Origin of the sequence: Bradyrhizobium sp., assembly GCF_030654605.1 — a bacterium.
Lineage (GTDB): Bacteria > Pseudomonadota > Alphaproteobacteria > Rhizobiales > Xanthobacteraceae > Bradyrhizobium.
Genome location: NZ_JAURXB010000023.1, coordinates 21,186 through 42,794, shown reverse-complemented (window position 1 = coordinate 42,794; position 21,609 = coordinate 21,186). Strand labels below are relative to the sequence as shown.

General features: G+C 64.0%; 20 protein-coding genes. 13 read left to right on the top strand and 7 right to left on the bottom strand.

Features of this window, described 5'->3' with window-relative positions:
• Nucleotides 1–82: 82 nt before the first annotated feature.
• Complete coding sequence (locus tag Q7U29_RS02025) at nt 83–1,705, bottom strand: AMP-binding protein (RefSeq protein ID WP_304737793.1); 1,623 nt, start codon at nt 1,703–1,705, stop codon at nt 83–85.
• Here Q7U29_RS02025 and Q7U29_RS02020 point away from each other — a divergent pair.
• On the top strand, nt 1,692–3,110 hold the full coding sequence (locus Q7U29_RS02020) for a serine hydrolase (RefSeq protein WP_304737791.1): 1,419 nt from the start codon (nt 1,692–1,694) through the stop codon (nt 3,108–3,110). The two genes, Q7U29_RS02025 and Q7U29_RS02020, sit on opposite strands and share 14 nt — an antisense overlap.
• Nucleotides 3,111–3,166: 56 nt before the next feature.
• Here Q7U29_RS02020 and Q7U29_RS02010 read toward each other — a convergent pair whose 3' ends face one another.
• The gene (locus Q7U29_RS02010) at nt 3,167–3,616 is read right to left on the bottom strand and encodes a BA14K family protein (protein WP_370691676.1); all 450 of its coding nucleotides are present in this window, start codon (nt 3,614–3,616) and stop codon (nt 3,167–3,169) included.
• Between the two features lie 145 nt (nt 3,617–3,761).
• On the opposite strand from Q7U29_RS02010, the gene Q7U29_RS02005 reads away from it, so the two are divergent.
• The 9 genes from Q7U29_RS02005 (at nt 3,762) to Q7U29_RS01965 (ending at nt 12,846) form a co-directional block, all read left to right on the top strand.
• Nucleotides 3,762–3,950 (top strand): hypothetical protein, encoded by a 189-nt coding sequence (locus Q7U29_RS02005; RefSeq protein WP_304737789.1) that lies wholly within the window; start codon nt 3,762–3,764, stop codon nt 3,948–3,950.
• Between the two features lie 107 nt (nt 3,951–4,057).
• Complete coding sequence (locus Q7U29_RS02000; RefSeq protein ID WP_304737787.1) at nt 4,058–4,888, top strand: DeoR/GlpR family DNA-binding transcription regulator; 831 nt, start codon at nt 4,058–4,060, stop codon at nt 4,886–4,888.
• Between the two features lie 231 nt (nt 4,889–5,119).
• Nucleotides 5,120–6,694, top strand: a complete 1,575-nt coding sequence (glpD, locus tag Q7U29_RS01995) for a glycerol-3-phosphate dehydrogenase (protein WP_304737786.1) — start codon at nt 5,120–5,122, stop codon at nt 6,692–6,694.
• Nucleotides 6,691–7,830: an ABC transporter ATP-binding protein gene (locus tag Q7U29_RS01990; RefSeq protein ID WP_304737784.1), complete on the top strand. Its 1,140-nt coding sequence runs from the start codon at nt 6,691–6,693 to the stop codon at nt 7,828–7,830. Before glpD ends, Q7U29_RS01990 begins: the two co-directional genes overlap by 4 nt.
• A 12-nt stretch (nt 7,831–7,842) precedes the next feature.
• A complete protein-coding gene (locus Q7U29_RS01985; RefSeq protein ID WP_304737782.1) occupies nt 7,843–8,925 on the top strand; it encodes an ABC transporter ATP-binding protein in 1,083 nt (360 codons plus the stop codon).
• Nucleotides 8,925–9,827: a carbohydrate ABC transporter permease gene (locus Q7U29_RS01980; protein ID WP_304737780.1), complete on the top strand. Its 903-nt coding sequence runs from the start codon at nt 8,925–8,927 to the stop codon at nt 9,825–9,827. The genes Q7U29_RS01985 and Q7U29_RS01980 overlap by 1 nt, the downstream gene beginning before the upstream one ends.
• Nucleotides 9,827–10,633, top strand: a complete 807-nt coding sequence (locus tag Q7U29_RS01975; protein ID WP_304737779.1) for a carbohydrate ABC transporter permease — start codon at nt 9,827–9,829, stop codon at nt 10,631–10,633. Before Q7U29_RS01980 ends, Q7U29_RS01975 begins: the two co-directional genes overlap by 1 nt.
• A gap of 11 nt (nt 10,634–10,644) precedes the next feature.
• The gene (locus Q7U29_RS01970; RefSeq protein WP_304737777.1) at nt 10,645–10,971 is read left to right on the top strand and encodes a DUF2160 domain-containing protein; all 327 of its coding nucleotides are present in this window, start codon (nt 10,645–10,647) and stop codon (nt 10,969–10,971) included.
• Between the two features lie 132 nt (nt 10,972–11,103).
• Entirely contained in the window at nt 11,104–12,846 is a 1,743-nt protein-coding gene (locus Q7U29_RS01965) for an ABC transporter substrate-binding protein (RefSeq protein WP_304737776.1), read from the top strand.
• Between the two features lie 147 nt (nt 12,847–12,993).
• Here Q7U29_RS01965 and Q7U29_RS01960 read toward each other — a convergent pair whose 3' ends face one another.
• The 5 genes from Q7U29_RS01960 to Q7U29_RS01940 form a co-directional block, all read right to left on the bottom strand.
• The gene (locus Q7U29_RS01960; protein ID WP_304737774.1) at nt 12,994–14,097 is read right to left on the bottom strand and encodes an alkene reductase; all 1,104 of its coding nucleotides are present in this window, start codon (nt 14,095–14,097) and stop codon (nt 12,994–12,996) included.
• A gap of 91 nt (nt 14,098–14,188) precedes the next feature.
• The gene (locus Q7U29_RS01955; protein ID WP_304737772.1) at nt 14,189–14,341 is read right to left on the bottom strand and encodes an SDR family oxidoreductase; all 153 of its coding nucleotides are present in this window, start codon (nt 14,339–14,341) and stop codon (nt 14,189–14,191) included.
• A gap of 109 nt (nt 14,342–14,450) precedes the next feature.
• Nucleotides 14,451–14,954 (bottom strand): DUF1993 family protein, encoded by a 504-nt coding sequence (locus tag Q7U29_RS01950; protein WP_304737770.1) that lies wholly within the window; start codon nt 14,952–14,954, stop codon nt 14,451–14,453.
• A 101-nt stretch (nt 14,955–15,055) separates the two neighbouring features.
• Nucleotides 15,056–16,390: a lytic murein transglycosylase gene (locus Q7U29_RS01945; protein ID WP_304737895.1), complete on the bottom strand. Its 1,335-nt coding sequence runs from the start codon at nt 16,388–16,390 to the stop codon at nt 15,056–15,058.
• 139 nt (nt 16,391–16,529) lie between these two features.
• A complete protein-coding gene (locus Q7U29_RS01940) occupies nt 16,530–17,519 on the bottom strand; it encodes a DUF2778 domain-containing protein (RefSeq protein ID WP_304737768.1) in 990 nt (329 codons plus the stop codon).
• A gap of 282 nt (nt 17,520–17,801) precedes the next feature.
• Between Q7U29_RS01940 and Q7U29_RS01935 the strand changes: the two genes are divergently transcribed.
• From Q7U29_RS01935 to Q7U29_RS01925, 3 genes are read left to right on the top strand one after another with little or no spacing between them, the layout of a single operon-like run.
• Complete coding sequence (locus tag Q7U29_RS01935; protein ID WP_304737767.1) at nt 17,802–18,671, top strand: xanthine dehydrogenase family protein subunit M; 870 nt, start codon at nt 17,802–17,804, stop codon at nt 18,669–18,671.
• Nucleotides 18,672–18,675: 4 nt separating this feature from the next.
• Nucleotides 18,676–19,173: a (2Fe-2S)-binding protein gene (locus tag Q7U29_RS01930; protein ID WP_304737765.1), complete on the top strand. Its 498-nt coding sequence runs from the start codon at nt 18,676–18,678 to the stop codon at nt 19,171–19,173.
• Nucleotides 19,170–21,431 carry a xanthine dehydrogenase family protein molybdopterin-binding subunit gene (locus tag Q7U29_RS01925; RefSeq protein WP_304737763.1) on the top strand — a complete coding sequence of 754 codons (2,262 nt, stop codon included), beginning with the start codon at nt 19,170–19,172 and terminating at the stop codon, nt 21,429–21,431. Before Q7U29_RS01930 ends, Q7U29_RS01925 begins: the two co-directional genes overlap by 4 nt.
• The last annotated feature ends 178 nt before the right edge of the window (nt 21,432–21,609 follow it).

Here is a 21,609-nt window from a genome sequence, read left to right as displayed (position 1 = left end):
CGGGAGCAAACATATGCGCAGAAGAGTAAACTGTCGAAGGTTGTTGTCATGAAATATGCAGATCGCGCCGGATCCCGGCGCATCATAACGCCTGCATCTCCCCCTTGGCCCAAATTTCGCGCAGCTTGAATTTCTGAATCTTCCCCGATCCGGTCAGCGGAAAAGCCTCGACCACGAACCAGTGCCGCGGCGTCTTGTGATGGGCCAGCGAGGCGCGCATATAGGCCGACAGTTCTTCGGCATCGATGACGGCGCCGGGCGCCGGACGGATGAAGGCGGCGACCTCCTCGCCCCATTTTTCGTGCGGTAGCCCGACCACTGCGACCTCGCCGACCTTGGGGTGACGAAACAGCAATTCCTCGAGCTCGCGCGGATAGATATTCTCGCCGCCGCGGATGATCATGTCCTTCAGCCGCCCCTCGACGGTGCAATAGCCGCGCGCGTCCATCGCGCAGAGATCGCCGGTGTGCAGCCAGCCCTCGGAATCGATCGCGGCGGCGGTCGCCTCGGGCATTTCGAAATAGCCCAGCATGATGTGATAGCCGCGGGTGCAGAACTCGCCGATCTCCCCGATCGGTACCGTCTTGCCGGTGTCGGGATTGACGATCTTGGTCTCCATGTTGGGCAGCGGCAGGCCGATGGTAGAGGCCTTGTCTTCGATCGTGTCGGTGGTCCTGGTCTGGGCGGCCACCGGCGAGCATTCGGTTTGCCCGAACACGATGGTGAACGGTGCGCCCAATTTCTGTTCGAACAATGCAACGAGTGCTGCCGGCACGGTCGAGCCACCGGAACAGATCGCCTTGACCGACGAGAGATCGGTCGATGCAAACGAAGGATGCTCCAGCATCGCCACCAGCATGGTCGGTACGCCGACCATCGCGTTGCCGCGATAGGTCTGGAACATTTCCAGCACGAGCCCCGGCTCGAACGCCTCCAGCAGCACCTGCGTGGCCGCCTTGGACACCGCGCCGAGCACGCAGCAGACGCAGCCGCCGGTGTGGAACAGCGGCATGGTGGTGATGAAGACGTCGCCCGGGTCGATTCCCATGCGGTCGGCCGTGTCGGCGCCGTTGTTGGCGAGGCCACGATGATGCAGCAGCGCGCCTTTCGGAAAGCCCGTGGTGCCCGACGTATACTGGATCATCACGGGATCGCCGGGCTTGACATCGGGAAGCGCGATGCTGGTGTCGTCACCGGCGGCGATGAAGGCCGCCCAGTCGTCGAAGCAGACGATCTCGCGTAGCTCCGGGCAACGCGGCGCGACCTCGCGCACGGTCTGAAGCATCGGATTGCCGCGGAAGGCATTGACCACGAACACACCGGCCGAGCGGGATTGCTTCAGCACATATTCGACTTCGTTGGATCTGAAACCTGGATTGACGGTGACCAACACCATGCCGGCCAGGCCAGCGCCGAATTCCAGCATGATCCATTCGGGCAGGTTCTGCGCCCAGACCGCGATCCGCTCGCCCGGCTTGAAGCGGCTGAGCAAGGCGCGCGCGGTGCGTTGCGCCTCGGCGTAGAGTTCGGAATAGGTCCACTGGCGCCGCAGCGCCGGATCGGGGACGCCTGCGATCAAGGCGATCCGGTCCGGTGCAGACCTCGCGGCCTGTTCGAGCAAGCGGCCGAGCGTGATGTCGCGCACGGCGGGAGTGGTCGGTCCCGCCACCCGGGATTCCGTCAAAGCCGATTTGATCAAGGTCATGGGTCGCCTCCGGTGCCGGTCTTCGCCGGCGATTGATTCCACTATGGCATTCGGCGTTGGCCGTTGCAGCCGTATCGCAAGAGATTCTTCAGGCTTTATCTTGCCGGCGGCGATTGACGCGCTGTTTGGTCCGCTGATAGTGCGGGCAGAGAACCGCGCGAACGCAACGCGCCCGACGGGAGTGAAAATGGAAGCGACCATGCAGGACATGCAAGTGACGGCGGCCGGCTACGACTTCGGGGCGACCCATGCCGCCATGCGCCGGCTGGTCGACGGCAACATCCTGCCCGGGGTGTCGTCCGCGGTGCTGGTCGGCCGGGATCTGGTCGATGTGAATTGTGTGGGATGGGCCGATAAGGAAGCGCGGGTCCCGTTGCGATCAGATCATCTGTTCCGGGTGTTCTCCAATACCAAGCTGATTACCTCCTGCGCAGCACTATTGCTGTTCGAGCAAGGCCGCTTCCAGCTCGACGACGCGATCGAGAAGTACATTCCGCAACTTGGCAACCGTAGGGTGCTGCGCCCGGGTGCGACATCGCTTGAAGATACCGAGCCGGCAAGGGGATCGATCACCATTCGCCAGTTGCTGAGCCACAGTTCGGGGCTGAGCTACGGCCTGTTCGATCCGGGGTCCGTGATGTTCAAGGCGTATCAGGAACGCAAGGTGCTCAATCCGACGACGCCGCTGGCCGATATGATCGACACGCTGGCGGACTTGCCGCTGGTCTATCATCCCGGCATGTCATGGGAGTATTCGGTGGCCACCGACGTGGTGGGGCGGCTGGTGGAAGTCGTCAGCGGAGTGCCGTTCGACAGGTTCATCCAGCAGCGGATTTTCGATCCGCTCGGCATGGTGGACACCGCCTTCGCGGTGCCGGAAAAGGACCACAGTCGGCTCGCTGCCTATTATGTCGGGGCCGACCTGATGGACCCAATGAAGCCGGGGCTGACCCGTACCGATAACTCGCCCTGGCCCGGAGCCTTCGTGCGCCCGTGGCCGAGGTTGAGTGGCGGCGGTGGTCTGGTGTCGACCTTGCCGGACATGGTGGCGCTCATTCGGAGCCTGCTCCCGGGCGGGCCGACCCTGCTGAAACCGGAAACGATTGCCCAGATGATGACCAATCAGCTGCCTGACGGGGTCTGGATGCGTTTCCCGATGACGGGAGCGCTGGTGGGCAAGGGCTACGGGCTGGCGGGAGCGATGACGGTGCAGCCTGCACCGTACGACCACGCGGATTCCCGCGGCGAATTCTGGTGGGGCGGCGTGGCCGGCACGCAATGGTGGATTTCGCCCAAAACCGGCGTCGCCGGCCTGTTGATGACGCAGCGCCAAATGGCGTTTTTCCATCCCTTCGCCATCGAGTTCAAGCGGCTGGCCTACGAGGCGGTCAAGCGCGGAGCCTGATGCGGCGCGAGCACCTCGCCCCGCGAAGCGGCGGGGAGAGGTGAGCGCGTCGTGCCCTACGGGCAGGGACGCTCATAGCCGTCGCGGCCAATAAAGGTGCCGGTGCGCGGATTATAGGAGCGGTAGCGCGTGCAAGCCGGCGCCTCGTCGTAATACCGCTGCCGCGGGGCGTATTGCTCCCGGGGGGCGTATTGCACCGTCTGGCAGTAGCGCGGGGAAACCCCGACCCAGGAACCGTCGCCCTGCTGCACGTAGCAGCCGTTCTGGTAATAGCGGTAGCCGCCGGGCCGCGGTTCGCCCTGGGCGCCGATCGCGGCCCCCGTGGCGGCGCCCAGCACCGCACCTGCCGCTGCGCCGCTATTGCCGCCGATCGCGCCGCCGACAATGGCGCCGGCCACGCCGCCGAACAGCGCGCCGCCGAGCGTGCTTTCCTGCGCCGCCGCCTGTTGGGCGGGAGCGCCAACCGCCAGTGCGAGCAGCGTCATAGCTGCGAATTTCGTGATCATGTACATTCTCCAGCCGGTTTGATCGAGTCACCCTCGCAGCCAGCATTGCGGCCAGCCGTGGCGCCGGTCAAGGGGCCGCCTCGCCCCAGGAACATTTCAGCGCCGTCGCGGTTATTTGCCCGGACTGGAATGAGGGCTGAAGCAAGTGTCGGACACCTACATCATCGAGGTCGGATCCCAGGCGGCCGGAATCGTCGTGCGCGATCCCAGGGGCTACCGCTTCTTCGCCGCCACCCACCGTTTCAATCCGCTGGAAGGCCGGCTCTTCCGCAACGCGCGCGAGGCCGAACGGGCGGCGCGGCTTCTGCTGGAGGGCGGGCGGATCGCCGCCTAGGCTGGTAACCGTAACCGTAACCGGCATCGCGGGAGCGCAACCGATCTGCTGCGTTGACCCGCTGCCGGAACCGCCGCACCATGGAGGCTGCTGCCCCGAGGTGCCCCGTGACCGGCCTGACCCACCGCCAATCCGAAATTCTCAATATCGCCCGTGCCTTCGGCCGGGTGATGGTGGACGACCTCGCCCGCCGTTTCGAGGTCTCGGCGCAGACCATCCGCAAGGATCTCAACGATCTCTGCGACCACCGCTCGCTGACCCGGATCCACGGTGGCGCCATTATCGCCTCCGGCGTCGAAAACCTCGCCTATGAAGCCCGCCGCTTCGTCGCCGCCGAGGAGAAGAAGGCGATCGGGGCGGCCGCCGCGGCGCAGATACCGAACGGCTGCTCGCTCTTCATCAACATCGGCACTACGACCGAAGAGGTCGCGAGCGCCCTGACTTCGCACCAGGACCTGCTGGTCATCACCAACAACCTCAATGTCGCGATGCTGCTGTATCCGCATCCGCGCATCGAGGTGATCGTCGCCGGTGGCGCGGTGCGCCGCGCCGATGGCGCGGTGATCGGCTCGACCGCGATCAGCCTGATCGGCCAGTTCAAGGTCGACTACGCCATCATCGGCGCCTCCGCGATCGACGAGGAGGGCGCGCTATTGGATTTCGACTATCGCGAAGTGCAGGCGGCGCAAGCCATCATCGCCAACGCTCGCAGCGTGATGCTGGTCGCCGACTCGACCAAACTCCGCCGCAGCGCGCCGGTTCGCATCGCCCATCTCAGCCAGATCCAGACTTTTGTGACCGACGCGGCCTTGCCGGCGGGGATCGCCAGCATCTGCCACAGCCGAGGCATCGAGGTAATCGAGGCGATGCCGAACCCGGCAGCCGATCTCGACGAGCCCGGGGTTGAGCCGCCGTCGACCGTGACGCGGCTGCGTTAAGCCATCCATGGTTTCGTCATGACCGGGACAAGCCCGGGCACGACGAGTTGTGAGGAGGTCGCAGCGATCCGACCTCCCAGAAAGTCCGGCCTCAACCCGAGGAGCGGCCTGTTGGCCGCGCGTCTCGAAGGGCAAGCCGATCGCGCTGCCACATCCCCTTTTCACTTGCCCTTTTCACTTGCTTTCACATTTGGTTGTGATTTATTCGAAAACGAAAGCGAAATCGCCGAAATGAATGGGCGAGCGTCGGGGAAGCGCCTTTTGGACAAGATTTTCGACCTCGCGATCATCGGCGGCGGCATCAATGGCTGCGGCATCGCGCGCGATGCGGCGGGCCGGGGAAATTCCGTTTTTCTCTGCGAAATGAATGACTTGGCCAGCGGGACGTCGTCCTGGTCGACCAAGCTGGTACATGGCGGCCTGCGCTACCTCGAATATTACGAGTTTCGTCTGGTGCGCGAGGCGCTGATCGAGCGCGAAATCCTCTGGCAGATCGCGCCCCACATCATCCGGCCCCTGCGTTTCGTTTTGCCGCACCATTCCGGGTTGCGCCCGGCCTGGCTGTTACGTTTAGGGTTGTTTCTCTACGATCACATCGGCGGCCGGCATTTGCTGCCGCCGACGCGCTCGGTCGATCTGACCCGGGATGAGGTGGGCAAACCCTTGGTTCCCAACCGCTACACCAAGGCCTTCGAATATTCCGACTGCTTCGTCGACGACGCGCGCCTCGTGGTGCTCACCGCGCGCGACGCGGCCGACCGCGGCGCCGAGATCCGCACCCGCACCCGCGCCGTCGAAATCCGGCAAGTGGACGGCATCTGGCAGGTCACGGTCGAGGACACATCCGATGGTACCCGCTCGACGATCAAGGCCCGCGCGCTCGTCAATGCCGGCGGCCCCTGGGTCGAGAATGTCCTGCGATCGGGCGCCGGCGTCAACGCGCGCGCCAAGGTGCGGCTGGTGCAGGGCTCCCACATCGTGGTGCGCAAACTCTACGCCCACGACCGCGCCTACATGTTCCAGAACAGCGACGGCCGCATCGTGTTCGTCATTCCCTATCAGGACGACTTTACGCTGATTGGCACCACCGATCGCGATTTCGACGGCGATCCTGCAAAAGTGAAGGCCTCGACCGAGGAGATCGAATATCTGTGCGACTCCGTCAGCGAATATCTGGCGCAGCCGGTCAATCCGGAAGACGTGGTCTGGACCTATGCCGGCGTGCGTCCGCTCTATGACGACGGCGCAAGCGAAGCCAAGGCCGCCACCCGCGATTATGTGTTCGAACTCGACACCCCCGGCGGGGCGCCGATGCTGTCGATCTATGGCGGCAAGATCACTACTTTCCGCCGCCTCGCCGAGGAGGCGCTGGAACGCCTTTCGCCATATTTGCGCAGCGCCAAAGCCAAAGAAGGCTGGACCGCGAAATCGCCGCTGCCCGGCGGCGACATGGACGTCTCGGCGGTCGCGGCCATGACGGCCGAACTGATCCGCAACTATCCCTTCCTCGCCTCCGCCCATGCCAGCCGGCTGGCGCATGCCTACGGCACCCGCGCCACCAAAATGCTCGGCAATGCGAAATCGCTTGCCGATCTCGGCCAGTCCTTCGGCGCCGGCTTGACCGAGAGCGAAGTCCGATACCTGATAGCTCACGAGTGGGCCCGCAGCGCCGACGACATCGTCTGGCGGCGGTCGAAACTCGGGCTGCGGCTGTCGGCGGACGAAATTGCTGATATTGAAGACTGGATCGCCGCCAACCACGTTGCGCCGGAGCGCCCCTTGCTGGAAGCGGGAAGGCGGAAATGACGGTTACACTCGACAACGTCATGCGCGCAGTCGATGGCATCCCGGCCATCCGCGATGTCTCGCTGACGCTCGAGCGCGGAACCCTCAGCGTGCTGCTCGGACCGACGCTATCAGGCAAGACCTCGATCATGCGGCTATTGGCCGGTCTCGACAAGCCGACATCGGGCCGCGTGCTGGTCGATGGCAAGGACGTCACCGGCTTCGACGTGCGCAAGCGCTCGGTGGCGATGGTCTACCAGCAGTTCATCAATTACCCCTCGCTGTCGGTCTATGAAAACATCGCCTCGCCATTGCGGGTGCAGGGCAAGCCGCGCGCCGAAATCGAGAGCCGCGTGCAGGAGGCGGCGCGGCTCCTGAAGCTGGAGCCCTCTCTCAGCCGCACCCCGCTGCAAATGTCCGGCGGCCAGCAGCAGCGCACCGCGATCGCCCGCGCGCTGGTCAAAGGCGCCGACCTGGTCCTGCTCGACGAGCCGCTCGCCAATCTCGATTACAAGCTGCGCGAGGAACTGCGCACCGAACTGCCACGTATCTTCGAAGCATCAGGCGCGATCTTCGTCTATGCCACCACTGAGCCCTCGGAAGCGCTGTTGCTGGGCGGCCGGACCATTTGCATGTGGGAAGGCGAGATCCTGCAGACCGGCGATACGTCGAAGGTTTATCGCCATCCCGACACCCTGCGCGTCGCCCAGGTGTTTTCCGATCCGCCGCTCAACATCGTCGGCATCGAGAAGCATAACGGCTCGGTGCAGTACGCCGGCGGCGTGCAGGCGCCGGCAACCGGTCTCTATGCCGGGCTCGACGACGGCGCCTATCGGGTCGGCTTCCGCGCCCACCAATTGGAAGTGGCCACCGGCATTGCCGGCCGTCATGCCTTCCACGCCACCGTGACGGTGACCGAAATCACCGGTTCGGAAAGTTTCGTGCATCTCAACCGCGACGCCTCGAACTGGGTTGCGGTGCTGCAGGGCGTGCATGAGTTCGAGCCCGGACATTTGCTCGATGCTGTGCTCGATCCCGACAATGTCTTTGTCTTCGACGGGGCTGGCCGGCTCGTCGCGTCTCCCCGCGTAGCGTTTTCAAGCGAAGTGTTTGGCGGTTCGCGTCAAGAAAACGCGTCAACAAATAAAAGCATATGAGGGGGATGCTGCATGGCCCGCATTGACCTCGTCGACCTCGCGCACTCCTACGGCGGCAATTTTGCCGCGCCTGAATCCTTTGCGCTGAAGCCCGTTACCATGACCTGGCGGCAGGGCGGCGCCTATGCGCTGCTCGGGCCGTCCGGCTGCGGCAAGACCACGCTGCTGAATCTCATCTCCGGGATCGTCACGCCATCGCGCGGGAAAATCCTGTTCGACGGCGTCGACATCACACCGCTGTCAACCCAGAAGCGCAACATCGCCCAGGTGTTCCAGTTTCCGGTGATCTACGATACCATGACGGTCGGGCAAAATCTGGCGTTTCCCCTGAAGAACCGCGGCGTGCCGAAAGCGGAGATCGACGCCCGGGTCGCAGAGATTGCACGTCTGCTCGATCTCACGCCTTATCTGGAGCGCAAGGCGACGCGGCTCACCGCTGACGCCAAGCAGAAGATTTCGCTCGGCCGCGGGCTGGTGCGTTCCGACGTCGCCGCCGTGCTGTTCGACGAGCCGCTGACGGTGATCGATCCCGAACTGAAATGGCAGTTGCGCTCCAAGCTCAAGGCGCTGCATCGCGACCTCGATCTCACCATGATCTATGTCACCCACGACCAGACCGAGGCGCTGACCTTCGCCGATACCGTGGTCGTGATGCATGACGGCCGCGTGGTGCAGAGCGGCACGCCGGCGGAACTGTTCGACAAGCCCGCCCACACCTTCGTCGGTTATTTCATCGGTTCGCCCGGCATGAACATCGTGCCGGCCGAAGTGCGCGGCCGCGAGGCCCGGATCGACGGTCACACCATCGGCCTCGACCGCAACTATGACGGCCTGCCGCCGGGCGCCAAAATCGAAATCGGCGTGCGCCCCGAATTCGTCGACATCGCCGCACCGGCTTCCGGCCTGCTGTCCGCCACGATCGAGCGGATCGACGATCTCGGCCGCGTCCGCTTCGCGCGGGTTCGGGTCGGTGATGCGAAATTTAACGCACGGGTGCCGCCCGGATTTTCCGTTGATGGCAACGAGGCCGGGCTGCGGTTCGACCCGTCCCACGTTCATGTCTACGCCGACAGCCTTCTGGTCGAGGGGAAGTAATGGACAAGACCGTCAATCAGAAGGCCTGGTTCCTGGTGCTGCCGGTGTTCCTGATCGTGGCGTTCTCCGCGATCCTGCCGCTGATGACGGTCGTCAACTATTCGATGCAGGACACCTTCGGCAACAACCAGTTCTTCTGGAACGGCGTCGGCTGGTTCAAGGAACTGCTCGATCCCACCACCGACCTCGGCGAGCGGTTCTTTGCCTCGCTCTGGCGCAACCTGTTCTTCTCCGCGGTGATCCTCGCCATCGAGGTGCCGCTCGGCATCGTGGTGGCGCTGTCGATGCCACGCGAGGGCTGGCGGGTCGCCGCCTGTCTCGTCATCATGGCGCTGCCGCTTTTGATTCCGTGGAACGTGGTCGGCACCATCTGGCAGATCTTCGGACGGCCCGACATCGGCCTGATGGGCTATACGCTGAACAGCCTCGGCATCAACTACAACTACGTGTCCAACGAGTTCGATGCCTGGGCCACCATCATCGTGATGGACGTCTGGCACTGGACCAGCCTGGTCGCGCTGTTGTGCTACGCCGGCCTGAAATCGATTCCGGACGCCTATTATCAGGCCGCCCAGATCGACGGCGCCTCGCGCTGGGCAGTTTTCACCGCGATCCAGCTGCCGAAGATGAACCGCGTGCTGCTGATCGCGGTGCTGCTGCGTTTCATGGACAGCTTCATGATCTACACCGAGCCGTTCGTGGTCACCGGCGGCGGGCCGGGCAATTCCACCACCTTCATCTCGATCGAGCTGGTCAAGATCGCGCTCGGGCAGTTCGATCTCGGCAAGGCCGCGGCGCTGTCGCTGGTCTACAACATCATCATCCTGATCGTGTGCTGGGTGTTCTACACCGTCATGACCAATGCCGGCGCCGATCGCGGGCCTGAAAAAGGAGTCGCGTGATGCATTCGATTCCCGGACGCCGCATCATTCTCTCGCTGTTCCTGATCTTCCTGCTGCTGCCGATCTACTGGCTGGTCAACATGAGCTTCAAGACCAACACCGAGATCGTGACCACCATGACGCTGTGGCCGCATCAGCCGACGCTGGCCAATTACATCAGGATCTTCACCGACGAGAGCTGGTATTCCGGCTACATCAACTCGCTGAAATATGTCGTCATCAACACCGTGCTCTCGATCTCGTTCGCGCTGCCTGCGGCCTACGCGTTCTCGCGCTACCGTTTCCTCGGCGACAAGCATCTGTTCTTCTGGCTGCTGTCGAACCGGATGGCGCCGCCGGCGGTGTTCGCGCTGCCGTTCTTCAACCTCTATTCGGCGCTCAATCTGTTCGATACGCCGTGGGCGGTGGCGCTGGCGCATTGCCTGTTCAACGTGCCGCTGGCGGTGTGGATCCTCGAAGGTTTCGTATCGAGCGTGCCGCGCGAGATCGACGAGACCGCGTTTCTCGACGGCTATTCGTTCCCGCGCTTCTTCGTCAAGATCCTGGTGCCCTTGATCGCCAGCGGGATCGGGGTGGCCGCGTTCTTCTGCTTCATGTTTTCCTGGGTGGAGCTGTTGCTGGCGCGGACGCTGACCTCGGTGAATGCAAAACCGATTTCGGCGGTCATGACCCGCACGGTTTCTGCGTCCGGCATGGATTGGGGTCTGCTGGCCGCCGCCGGCGTGCTGACCATCATCCCCGGCGCGCTGGTGATCTGGTTCGTCCGCAACTACATCGCGCGCGGTTTTGCGCTCGGCCGGGTGTAGGGGAGGCCGACATGGAACACATCGCATGGATGGCCTGGACGCTGCCGACTGCGATCTTCTTCGTGATGCTGGCGATGACGCTCGCGGTCATGACCTGGCTCGCCGTGGCCTATCCAGAGGCCGAGCGAGTCGGGATCCTGCACATTCCAACCACCCGGGGCGACCGGCTGTTCATTGCGCTGATCGCGACCGCCGTCATTCACCTCTTGTGGATCGGCTTTGTCGGGACCGACACGATTCTGACCATCCCGTTCGGGGAAGGACTTGAAATTTCGAGCCTGTGGCTCGCCACCGCGATCTCGCTTGCTTCGGCCGTTGCGATTTTCCGCACCGTCTGAACACGCGAATAAAGAGCAGATCCGGGATCAACCCGGACCTGAAGTTTGTTTGTCGCTGCAACCGGAGGACTCAACATGCGACCCTTGGAGACACGGAAGAACCTGGAGAGACGGAAGAATAGCTATCTGACCATGACCAGCAGGGCGGTGCTGATCGCTGCATCGCTCGCGATGGCGGCGCCGGCGCTCGCCGACGACGCCACCAACCAGCGCTGGATCGACAGCGAATTCCAGCCCTCGACCCTGTCGAAGGCCGATCAGCTGAAGGAACTGCAATGGTTCGAGAAGGCGGCCCAGCCCTTCAAGGGCATGGAAGTCAACATCGTATCGGAAACCATCACCACGCACGAGTACGAAGCGAGGACACTTGCAAAAGCTTTCACCGAAATCACCGGCATCAAGGTCAAGCACGACCTGATCCAGGAAGGTGACGTGGTCGAGAAGCTGCAGACCCAGATGCAGTCCGGCAAGAACGTCTATGACGGCTGGATCAACGACTCCGACCTGATCGGAACGCACTTCCGCTATGGCCAGACCATCGCGCTGTCGGATTACATGGCCGGCGAGGGCAAGGACGTCACCAATCCCGGCCTCGACATCAACGACTTCATCGGCCGCTCCTTCACGACAGGCCCCGACAAGAAGCTCTATCAGTTGCCGGACCAGCAGTTCGCCAACCTCTATTGGTTCCGCTACGACTGGTTCTCCAATCCGGACTACAAGGCCAAGTTCAAGGCCAAATACGGCTACGAGCTCGGCGTGCCCGTGAACTGGTCGGCCTATGAAGACATCGCCGATTTCTTCACCAACGACATCAAGGAGATCAACGGCGTCAAGGTCTATGGCCACATGGACTATGGCAAGAAGGATCCGTCGCTGGGATGGCGTTTCACCGACGCGTGGTTGTCGATGGCCGGCAATGGCGACAAGGGCATCCCGAACGGATTGCCGGTCGATGAATGGGGCGTCCGCATGGAAGGCTGCCGTCCGGTCGGATCATCGGTCGAGCGCGGCGGCGACACCAACGGTCCGGCGGCGGTCTATTCGATCACCAAATATCTCGACTGGATGAAGAAGTATGCCCCGCCGCAGGCGCAAGGCATGACCTTCTCGGAGTCGGGACCGGTGCCGGCGCAGGGCGCGATCGCCCAGCAGATGTTCTGGTACACCGCCTTCACCGCAGACATGGTGAAGCCGGGTCTCGCCGTGATGAACGCGGACGGTACGCCGAAATGGCGCATGGCGCCGTCGCCGCACGGCTCGTACTGGAAGGAAGGCATGAAACTCGGCTATCAGGACGTCGGCTCCGGCACCCTGCTGAAGTCGACGCCGCCGGATCGCCGCAAGGCGGCCTGGCTCTATCTGCAGTTCATCACCTCGAAGACGGTGAGCCTGAAGAAGAGCCATGTCGGTCTCACCTTCATCCGTGAATCCGACATCTGGGACAAATCCTTCACCGAACGCGCGCCAAAACTCGGCGGCCTGATCGAGTTCTACCGCTCGCCCGCGCGCGTGCAGTGGTCCCCGACCGGCAACAACATCCCCGACTATCCGAAGCTGGCGCAACTGTGGTGGCAGAACATCGGCGATGCGTCGTCGGGTGCAAAGTCCCCGCAGGCGGCGATGGACTCGCTGGCGGCGGCCCAGGACTCGGTGCTCGAGCGTCTCGAGAAATCGGGCGTGCAGGGCGCCTGCGGGCCGAAGCTGAACAAGAAAGAGAAGCCTGAATACTGGTTCGCCAAGTCGGAAAAAGACGGCAACATCGCGCCCCAGCGCAAGCTGGCCAACGAGAAGCCGAAGGGCGAAACGGTCGACTACGACACCCTGATCAAGTCGTGGCCGGCGACGCCGCCGAAGCGCGCTTCGCTGAACTGAGGCAAACACAAAAGGCCGGGAGCGATCCCGGCCTTTTTCCATTCGTCATTGCGAGCGATGCGAAGCAATCCAGCCTTCTTGCAACAAGCGAAGCTGGATTGCTTCGTCGCAAACGCTCCTCGCAATGACGGCTGAGAGTGCACCTGCCTACCCCGCCGCCACCGCTTCGCCCAGCACCGGGTAATCCGTATACCCCTTCGCCCCGCCGCCATAGAACGTCGCCTTGTCGAACGCGTTCAGCGGTGCGCCCTTTTTCAGTCGCTCCACCAGATCCGGATTGGAGATGAAGGGTTTTCCGAATGCGATCAGATCGGCAGCATCGGCCGCCAGCACTTTGGTCGCGAGTTCGAAGTCGTAACCGTTATTGCCGATATAGGCGCCCTTGAAGCGCTTGCGCAGGCTCGCGTAATCGAACGGCGCGATGTCGCGCGGGCCGCCGGTGGCTCCCTCGACGACGTGAATGTAGACGAGCTTCAGCGCGCTGAGATGATCGACGATGTAATCGTACAGCGGCTGCGGGTTGGAGTCGGAAATATCGTTGGCCGGGGTGACCGGCGAAATGCGGATGCCGGTTCGCTCGGGGCCTGCCTCGGCCGCGACCACTTTTGAAATCTCCAGCATCAGCCTCGCGCGGTTTTCGATCGATCCGCCATAGGCGTCGGTGCGCTTGTTGGTGCCGTCTTTGGCAAATTGCTCCAGCAGGTAACCGTTGGCGCCATGGATCTCGACGCCGTCGAAACCCGCTGCCATGGCATTCGCGGTGCCGCGCTTGAAGTCTTCGATGATGCCGGGGATTTCTTCCAGCGTCAGCGCGCGGGGCTCGGAAACATCGGCGAAGGTTCCGCCGACGAAGGTCTTGCCTTTGGCGCGGATCGCGGAGGGTGCCACCGGCGCCTGGTTGTTCTCCTGCAGGTCGACATGCGAAATGCGTCCGACGTGCCAGGCCTGCAGGAAAATTCGGCCGCCGAGCGCGTGCACGTGGTCGGTGACCTTGCGCCAGCCCGCGATCTGTTCCCTGGAGTAGATGCCGGGTGTGTCCTGATAGCCCTGGCCCTGCCGCGAAACCTGGGTTGCCTCGCTCACCAGCAGCCCGGCGGAGGCGCGTTGCCCGTAATATTCGATTGCCAGCGGATTGGGCACCATTCCCGGGGGTATCGCGCGGTTGCGCGTCAGCGGCGCCATGACAATGCGATTGGGGAGTGTGATCGGGCCGAGCTTGTAGGGCTCGAAGAGTTTCGTCGGCGTGCTCATCTTTTTCTGATCCGGTACATTGCAGGTGGGTTTCGGTATGGAATTGAGGTGGGCATTGCCGGCGCCCGCGGCAATGCCGCGAGTTTGGATGTTATCGCATTCTAGCCGCGCACGACGCCGCGAGATGGCCGCCGTCCAGGCACAGGGTGTGGGCGTTGACGCAGGATGATTCATTCGAAATCAGGAACAGCGCGGCATAAGCGACCTCCCAGCCGGTGCCCTGGCGGCCGAACGGCACCGTCATGGCCCGGCGCGGCGGCTGGCGTCGCGGCCTATCGGCGTATCCATGAAACCCGGGCCGATCACATTAAAGCGAGTGCCCTTTTCCTTGCCGGCCCGGGCGATGGTGTTGTTCAACTCACCCCGAGAAAATCCCGCTTGCCGATTTCGACGCCGTTGTGGCGCAGGATGTCGTGGGCGGTGACCGCGTGGAAGTAGAAATTCGGCAGCGAGAAATGGCTGAGGAACTGCTGGCCCTTCAGGGTCATGGATTTGTCGGGGCCGGCCGGAAACGTCACGTCGCGGGCGTCGGCGCCGTCGAATTGCGCCGGCTTGAACGCCTTGACGTAATCGATGGTGCTGGCGAGCCGCGCCTTCAACTCGTCAAAGCTTTTTTCGGTGTCGGGGATCGAAGGGATTTCACTGTGGGTGAGGCGCGCGCAGCCCTTGGTGGCGAAATCGCAGGTGAGCTGGATCTGGCGGCTGAGCGGCAGCATGTCCGGATAGAGCCGGGCGCCGAGCAGCACCTCGGGCTGGATTTTCTTCGCCGTGCAGTGCGCCTCGGCCTTGGTGAGGATACCGGTGAGGCTGCCCAGAATCTGCAGGTACGCGGCAACGGAAGCGTCATGGAAAGACATGTCAAGCTCTTTTCGTGTTGTGGAATTTGGTCGAATGCGGGGTACGTGCTGCTCGAAGTGGGGCCTCGGCAGGCGAAATACAACGCTTGGCGATTATCGCGCTAACGGATTGCCGCCGGTCCGGGTTGCGCCGGCGCACGCGGGACGACCGGCACCCCGCGCATTCGCGCCAGCAACTCCGCCGTCGGCCATGAATCCGCCGGCAGGCCGTATTTGATCTGCATGGTCTTGACCGCGGTGCGGCTCAATTGCCCCATGATGCCGTCGACCTTGCCGACATTGAATCCGGCGCGCACCAGCAATTGTTGCAGCTCGCGCAGCTCGTTGAACGGCAGCTGCGCCACCGGCGCCGAGGGACGCTGCATCGGGGGCGCACCGGCGATGCGGGTGGCGAGATAGCCGGCGGTGGTCGAGTAGATCAGCGAGTTGTTCCATTCGGTATAGGCGGCGAAATTCGCATAGGCCAGGAACGCCGGCCCCGTCCGGCCCATCGGCAACAGCAGCGAGGCCGGCAGATCGTCCGACGGCAGCGCCTTGCCGTCGGGATAGGTGACGCCGTACTGCGCCCATTTCGAACGCGGATGCTTGATGGTGAGATCCGCCTGGTCCCATGGTAAATTCTGCGGCACCCGCACTTCCTGCAGCCAGGGTTCGCCGCGCCGCCACTTCAATCCATTGGCGATGTAGTTCGCGGTCGAGCCGATCACGTCGGGCACGCTGCTCAGGAGATTGCGATGACCGTCGCCGTCGTAATCGACCGCGTAGTTGAAATAATGCGTCGGCAAGAATTGCGTCTGGCCGAGTTCGCCGGCCCACGAACCGATCATCTCGCTTGCCGCGAGATCGCCGCGATCGATGATCCTCAACGCGGCGATGGTTTCCTTCTGGAACATCTCGGAGCGGCGGCAGTCGTACGCCAGCGACACCAGCGACGGCAGCGTATGCAGCTTGCCCAGTTCGGCGCCGAAACTGCTCTCCAGCCCCCAGAACGCGGCGATCACCGCCGGCGGCACCCCGTATTCCTTCTCGGCGCGGTTGAACGCCGCCGCATGCATTCGGATCCGCGCCTGCGCATTTTTTGCCGCGCCATCGGACGCCCTGTTCCGGGCGAATTCGTTGAACACCTGGCCGAACACGCGCTGGCCGCGGTCTCGGTTGACGATGCTCTGATCGTAGACGAGGTAGGGTGCCGCTTCCGCCAGCGCCCGCTGCGACACGCCGGCGGCGACCGCCTGCTGCTTGAGGTCGGCGAGGAAGCGATCGAACGACATGCCGTTATGGCACGCCGCGCCGCCGCGCGGGGCGGGGGCCGCGGCAGGCTTGGCCGGAGCGGTTAGCGGTCGGGGCGAAGCAGGAGCCGGTTGAGCCGATGCCGCTTGTGGTCCGCACAACAGCGCCAACAGGACTGCGCCAGCAAGAAATTGTGTCGATGAAATCGTTCGCATGCGCTTTCCAATGGCTGCGTTCTTACCTTTTCCCCTGAGGGGGAGGGTGAAAGCACGCTTTGCTGAAAGCGAACGAGGCCACGTGGCAGGCGTTCTCGTCAAGGATCAATGTGCTTTCCGGGCGCCCGTTTCAGGATGGCGAATCCGGCTTGCGCGAAGCCGATGCGGTCTCGCTGAGGCTGGTCACGACAACGAGGCGCTTGACCTCGCCGCTCTGGAACGCGGTCAGGAATTTATCGTAGTTCCTGAACGATACGCAGCCGTTCGAATCGCCGTTGGGGCCGAGCAGATAGCTGTGTGTCAGCAATCCGTCGCGCCCCAGCGCCGCGCCCTCGTCCTGCGGGATCATGCGCAGCGCCTTGACCCCGTGAAACGGACGCTCGCGCGGTTTCAGATCATAGACATTGGGCGGCGTCGGGCCGAGATCGCGTTCGCCGACATATGTGGGATCATCCATCATGCTGCCCATGCCTGAATGCGCTTCGAGCCTGGCGCCATCAGGCATGTAAACGGTGCGCGCGGAAATGTCGTACACGGCCGTGAGGCTGTCGTAACCAAGTGCCGCGAGATCGGGGCCGTTGCCGAGCAGTCCGCCATTGGGGGCCAGCGACGCCAGCGTGAGCCGCGCCGGCAGCAGGTCCGAGAGCTTCTGCAGCAGTGTGCGATCGCTGGCTTGCGCGGCGGGAGCGGTGCTGGCCGCTGCGAGCGCCGTCTCGACCGGACGAGGTTTTGGAAGCGGAACGGCAATGGCCAATGGCGCGGGAGCGGCAGGCTCCATCGCGGGGCTGGCCTGCCAGTTCCCTGCCTTCAGATTTTCCGCCAGCAGGCGTTTGGCCTGTTCGCGTTCGACCTGATTGTCCGCAGACAGCGAGCGATCAGGAAAGCGCCGGGCAAAGTCGGTCGCGACGGAATCGGACGCCGGGCCAGGATCGAAACGATCGCTGAACGACGAAGCCTGGACATCGCTGGCAACCGGAACGGCGGCGACGGGAATGAAATCGCCGACCCAACTCGCCACCGCTGCCAGGGCCAACGCGGCAATACCCGGCACGAGCCTGCTGATGAACAGCATGCTGTATCGCGACCAGAGCTTGCCGGCGGTCGTTGGCGTATAGGTCATCCGTTCCCCGGGTTCGACGCCTTGAACTGCTTGCCCCGCCAAGGTCCGTCAAATCCGGTGTCATGATGGGGGGCTGACTGCGGCATTATCTTGGCGGGCAGGCGGCCCGCGCCTTGGCCGTCCCGCCGACGCAAGCCCGCCCGGCGCATGGGAGCCCGCCGCCGGAGCGGGTCCCGGAGGCTGTTCCAATCGGTTTTGCCCGTGTAGGCTCTTGGGCCTGCGGGCCTGGGCAAGGTGAGCCAACAATCACTGGCGGCCGGCGGATGAGGGAAACCAACCGACATGACTGAACTCCGATATCTGGCGCCCAACACGCTCGACGAAGCCATCAAGGCCCTTGCGTCAGCCGGAAGCGCCGGGCGCATCCTGGCCGGTGGCACCGATCTGCTGGTCCAGATGCGTTCTGGCGCGGTGAAGCCCGGCGTGATCGTCGACATCAAGAAAATTGCCGAAATGACCGAGATCGTGGAAACCGCCGATGGCGGTTTCCGCATCGGTGCCGCCGTTGCGGGCGCGGTGCTGGCCGAGCATCCGCGCTTCGGCAAAGTCTGGCCCGGCGTGCTGGAGGCGATCAATCTGATCGGCTCCACCCAGGTCCAGGGCCGTGCCTCGGCGGGCGGCAATCTCTGCAACGGCTCGCCGGCCGGCGACAGCGTGCCCGCGTTTGTCGCCGCCAGCGCCATCGCCACGCTGCAGGGCCCGAACGGCCGCCGCGAGATGCCGGTCGAGAAAGTGCCGGCCGGTCCGGGCCGCACCAACCTTTTGCCCGGCGAAATCCTGGTGAGCTTCACGCTGCCGTCGCGCCCCAAGGGTTCGAGCGACGCCTATCTGCGCATGATCCCGCGCACCGAAATGGACATCGCCGTGGTCGGCGTCGGCGTCGGCCTCACTATCGAGGATGGCGTCTGCACCGCCGCCCGCGTCGGCCTCGGCGCGGTCGCGCCGACCGTGCTGCTGGTCGAGGCGGCTGCCAGGGCGCTCATCGGCAGCAAGCTCGACGACGCGACGCTGAATGCCGCGGCCGCCGCCTGCTCCGCCGCCTGCCGTCCGATCGACGACAAGCGCGGTACCATCGTTTACCGCACCAAGGTTGCCGGCGTTTTGTTGAAGCGCACGGTTGCGATCGCCGCCAAGCGCGCTGGAGGAAATTGAGACCATGGCAAAGCTGCACGTATCCACCACCATCAACGGCGAGCCGATGGAATTTCTCTGCGAGCCCTCGGACACCATGCTCGATGCGCTGCGCGGGCCGCTTGGCCTGACCGGCTCGAAGGAAGGCTGTGCCTCCGGCGATTGCGGCGCCTGCAGCATCACGGTCGACGACCGGCTGGTCTGTTCCTGCCTGATGCTGGCGGTCGAGTCCGAAGGCCATGAGCTGCGGACCATCGAGGGCATGGCCCATGGCGAGCACCTGCATCCGCTGCAGCAGAAATTCCTGGAAATGGCGGCCCTGCAGTGCGGCATCTGCACCTCGGGCATGCTGGTCGCCTCCGATGCGCTGCTGCGGAAAAATCCGAAGCCGAGCGAGGAGGAGGTGCGGTTCTGGCTCGCCGGCAATCTCTGCCGTTGCACCGGTTACGACAAGATCGTGCGGGCGGTGATGGAAACCGCCGATGAAATGCGGGAGCAAGGAATCACGGAGTTTCGGCAATGAACGTCGTCACCAACAACAAGTGGATCGGCCAGCGCACCATCCGGCCCGACGGCGCCGACAAGGTGACGGGCCGCGCGGCGTTCGCCGCCGACACCAACATGCCCGGCATGATCTGGGGCAAGGTGCTGCGCAGCCCGCATCCGCACGCCCGCATCAAGTCGATCGACACCTCGAAGGCGGAGGCGCTGCCCGGCGTCAAGGCGGTGGTGTCGGCGCGCGACATCGTCGACTTCCCGATCGACAAGTCGGTCATGCTCGGCATCCAGGATATGCGCTGGATGTGCCGCAACGTGATGGCGCGCGAGAAGGCGCTGTTCCCCGGTCACCCGGTCGCGGCGGTTGCCGCCACCACAGAGGCGATCGCGGCAAAAGCCTGCGAGCTGATCGAGGTCGAATACGAGGTGCTGCCGTGGGTGATCGAGATCGACGACGCGATCGCGCCGGATGCGCCGATCCTGCACGACTTCATGAAGTTCGAGGGCAAGCCGTCCAACATCGGCGGGCGGCTCGAGGTCAAGAAGGGTGACGTCGCCGAGGGGTTTGCGCAGGCCGAAGTGGTCGTCGAGCGCACCTTCACCACCCGCCCGGTGCATCAGGGCTATATCGAACCGCACGCCTGCCTGGTCAGTGTCGGCGCCGACAACAAGACCACGATCTGGAGCTCGAGCCAGGGCCAGTTCATGGTGCGCGCGATGACGGCGTATCTGACCGGCATTCCGCAGAGCGACATCCGCGCCATCCCCGCCGAAATCGGCGGCGGTTTTGGCGGCAAGACCATCGTCTATCTCGAGCCGCTGGCGACGCTGCTGGCGAAAAAATCCGGCCGTCCCGTCAAGATGGTGATGACCCGCGAGGAAGTGATGCGGGCGACCGGCCCGACGTCGGGCTCAAAGAGCACGGTCAAGATCGGTGCAAAAAAGGACGGCACCATCGTCGCCGCTCAGGGCACGTTCTATCTGCAGGCCGGTGCGTTACCAGGCTCGCCGATTCGCGGTGCGGTCGGCTGCAGTTTCTCGCCCTATGATATCCCGCATGTGCTGTCGGTCGGCTTCGACGTACTGTCCAACCGCTCCAAGGTCGCGGCCTATCGCGCCCCGGGCGCGCCGATCGGCGCCTATGCGGTGGAATGCGTGCTCGACGAGCTCGCCGAAGCGCTGAAAATGGATCCGCTCGAACTGCGCCTGAAGAACGCCGCCAGGCAAGGGACAAAAGCCGCGTTCGGCCCGGTGTTTCCGCGCATCGGCTACGTCGAGACGCTGCAAGCCGCGAAGGCGCATCCGCACTACACCGCGCCGCTCGGCAAATGGCAAGGCAGGGGCGTCGCCTCCGGCTTCTGGTTCAACGCCGGCGGCGAATCCTCGGCCCAGGTCAACATCACCGAGGACGGCAACGTCGTCGTCACCACGGGCCATCCCGATATCGGTGGCTCACGCGCCGCGATCGCCAACATCTGCGCCGAGCTGCTGGGCATCGACTACAAGCGGGTATCGGTGCTGATCGGCGACACCGCCACCATCGGCTTTTCGAACCTGACCGGCGGCAGCCGCGTGCTGTTCGCCTCCGCGATCGTGGTGACGCAGTCGACCGACAAGATCATCACCACGCTGAAGGAGCGCGCCGCGAAAATCTGGGACATCGATCCGGAAGCGGTGAAATGGGAAAACGGTGCGGCGCATCCGGCCAGCCCCAATGCCGGCCAGTTCGAACCGCTGACGCTGGCCGAACTCGCCGCCAAGGCGCCCTCGATGGGCGGACCGATCGGCGCCGGCGTGCAGCTCAACACCGAAGGCGCCGAAGGCGGCTTCGGCACCCACATCTGCGACGTCGAGGTGGATCCCGAACTCGGCATCGTCCGGGTGATCCGCTACACTGCGGTGCAGGACGTCGGCCGCGCCATTCACCCCGGTTATGTCGAGGGCCAGATGCAGGGCGGCGTGGCGCAGGGCATCGGCTGGGCGCTCAACGAGGAATACATCTATAACAAGGCCGGCAAGGTCGATAATCCCGGCTTCCTCGATTACCGCATGCCGGTTTGTTCGGATCTGCCGATGCTCGACACCGTGATGGTCGAAGTGCCGAACCCGAAACATCCGCAAGGCGTCAAGGGCGTCGGCGAAGTACCGCTGGTCCCCGTGATGGCCGCCGTCGCCAACGCCATCCACAACGCGCTCGGCAAACGTTTCTACAGCCTGCCGATGTCGCCGCCGGTGGTGCTGGAGGTGCTGGACGGACCGGTGACTCGTCAAGCGGCGGAGTGATAACGGCGGAGTAGCAGCTTGCGCCGCTGCGCTCCCTCTCCCGCTTGCGGGGGAGGGCTGGGGTGGGGGTGCCTCAACAAGCACCGGCGCCAGCCGAGAGATTTCCCCCACCCGCCGCGCTCTTCGAGCGCGTCGACCTAAGAGCGAGCTTCGCTCGTCTCGCCCCCCGCAAGCGGGA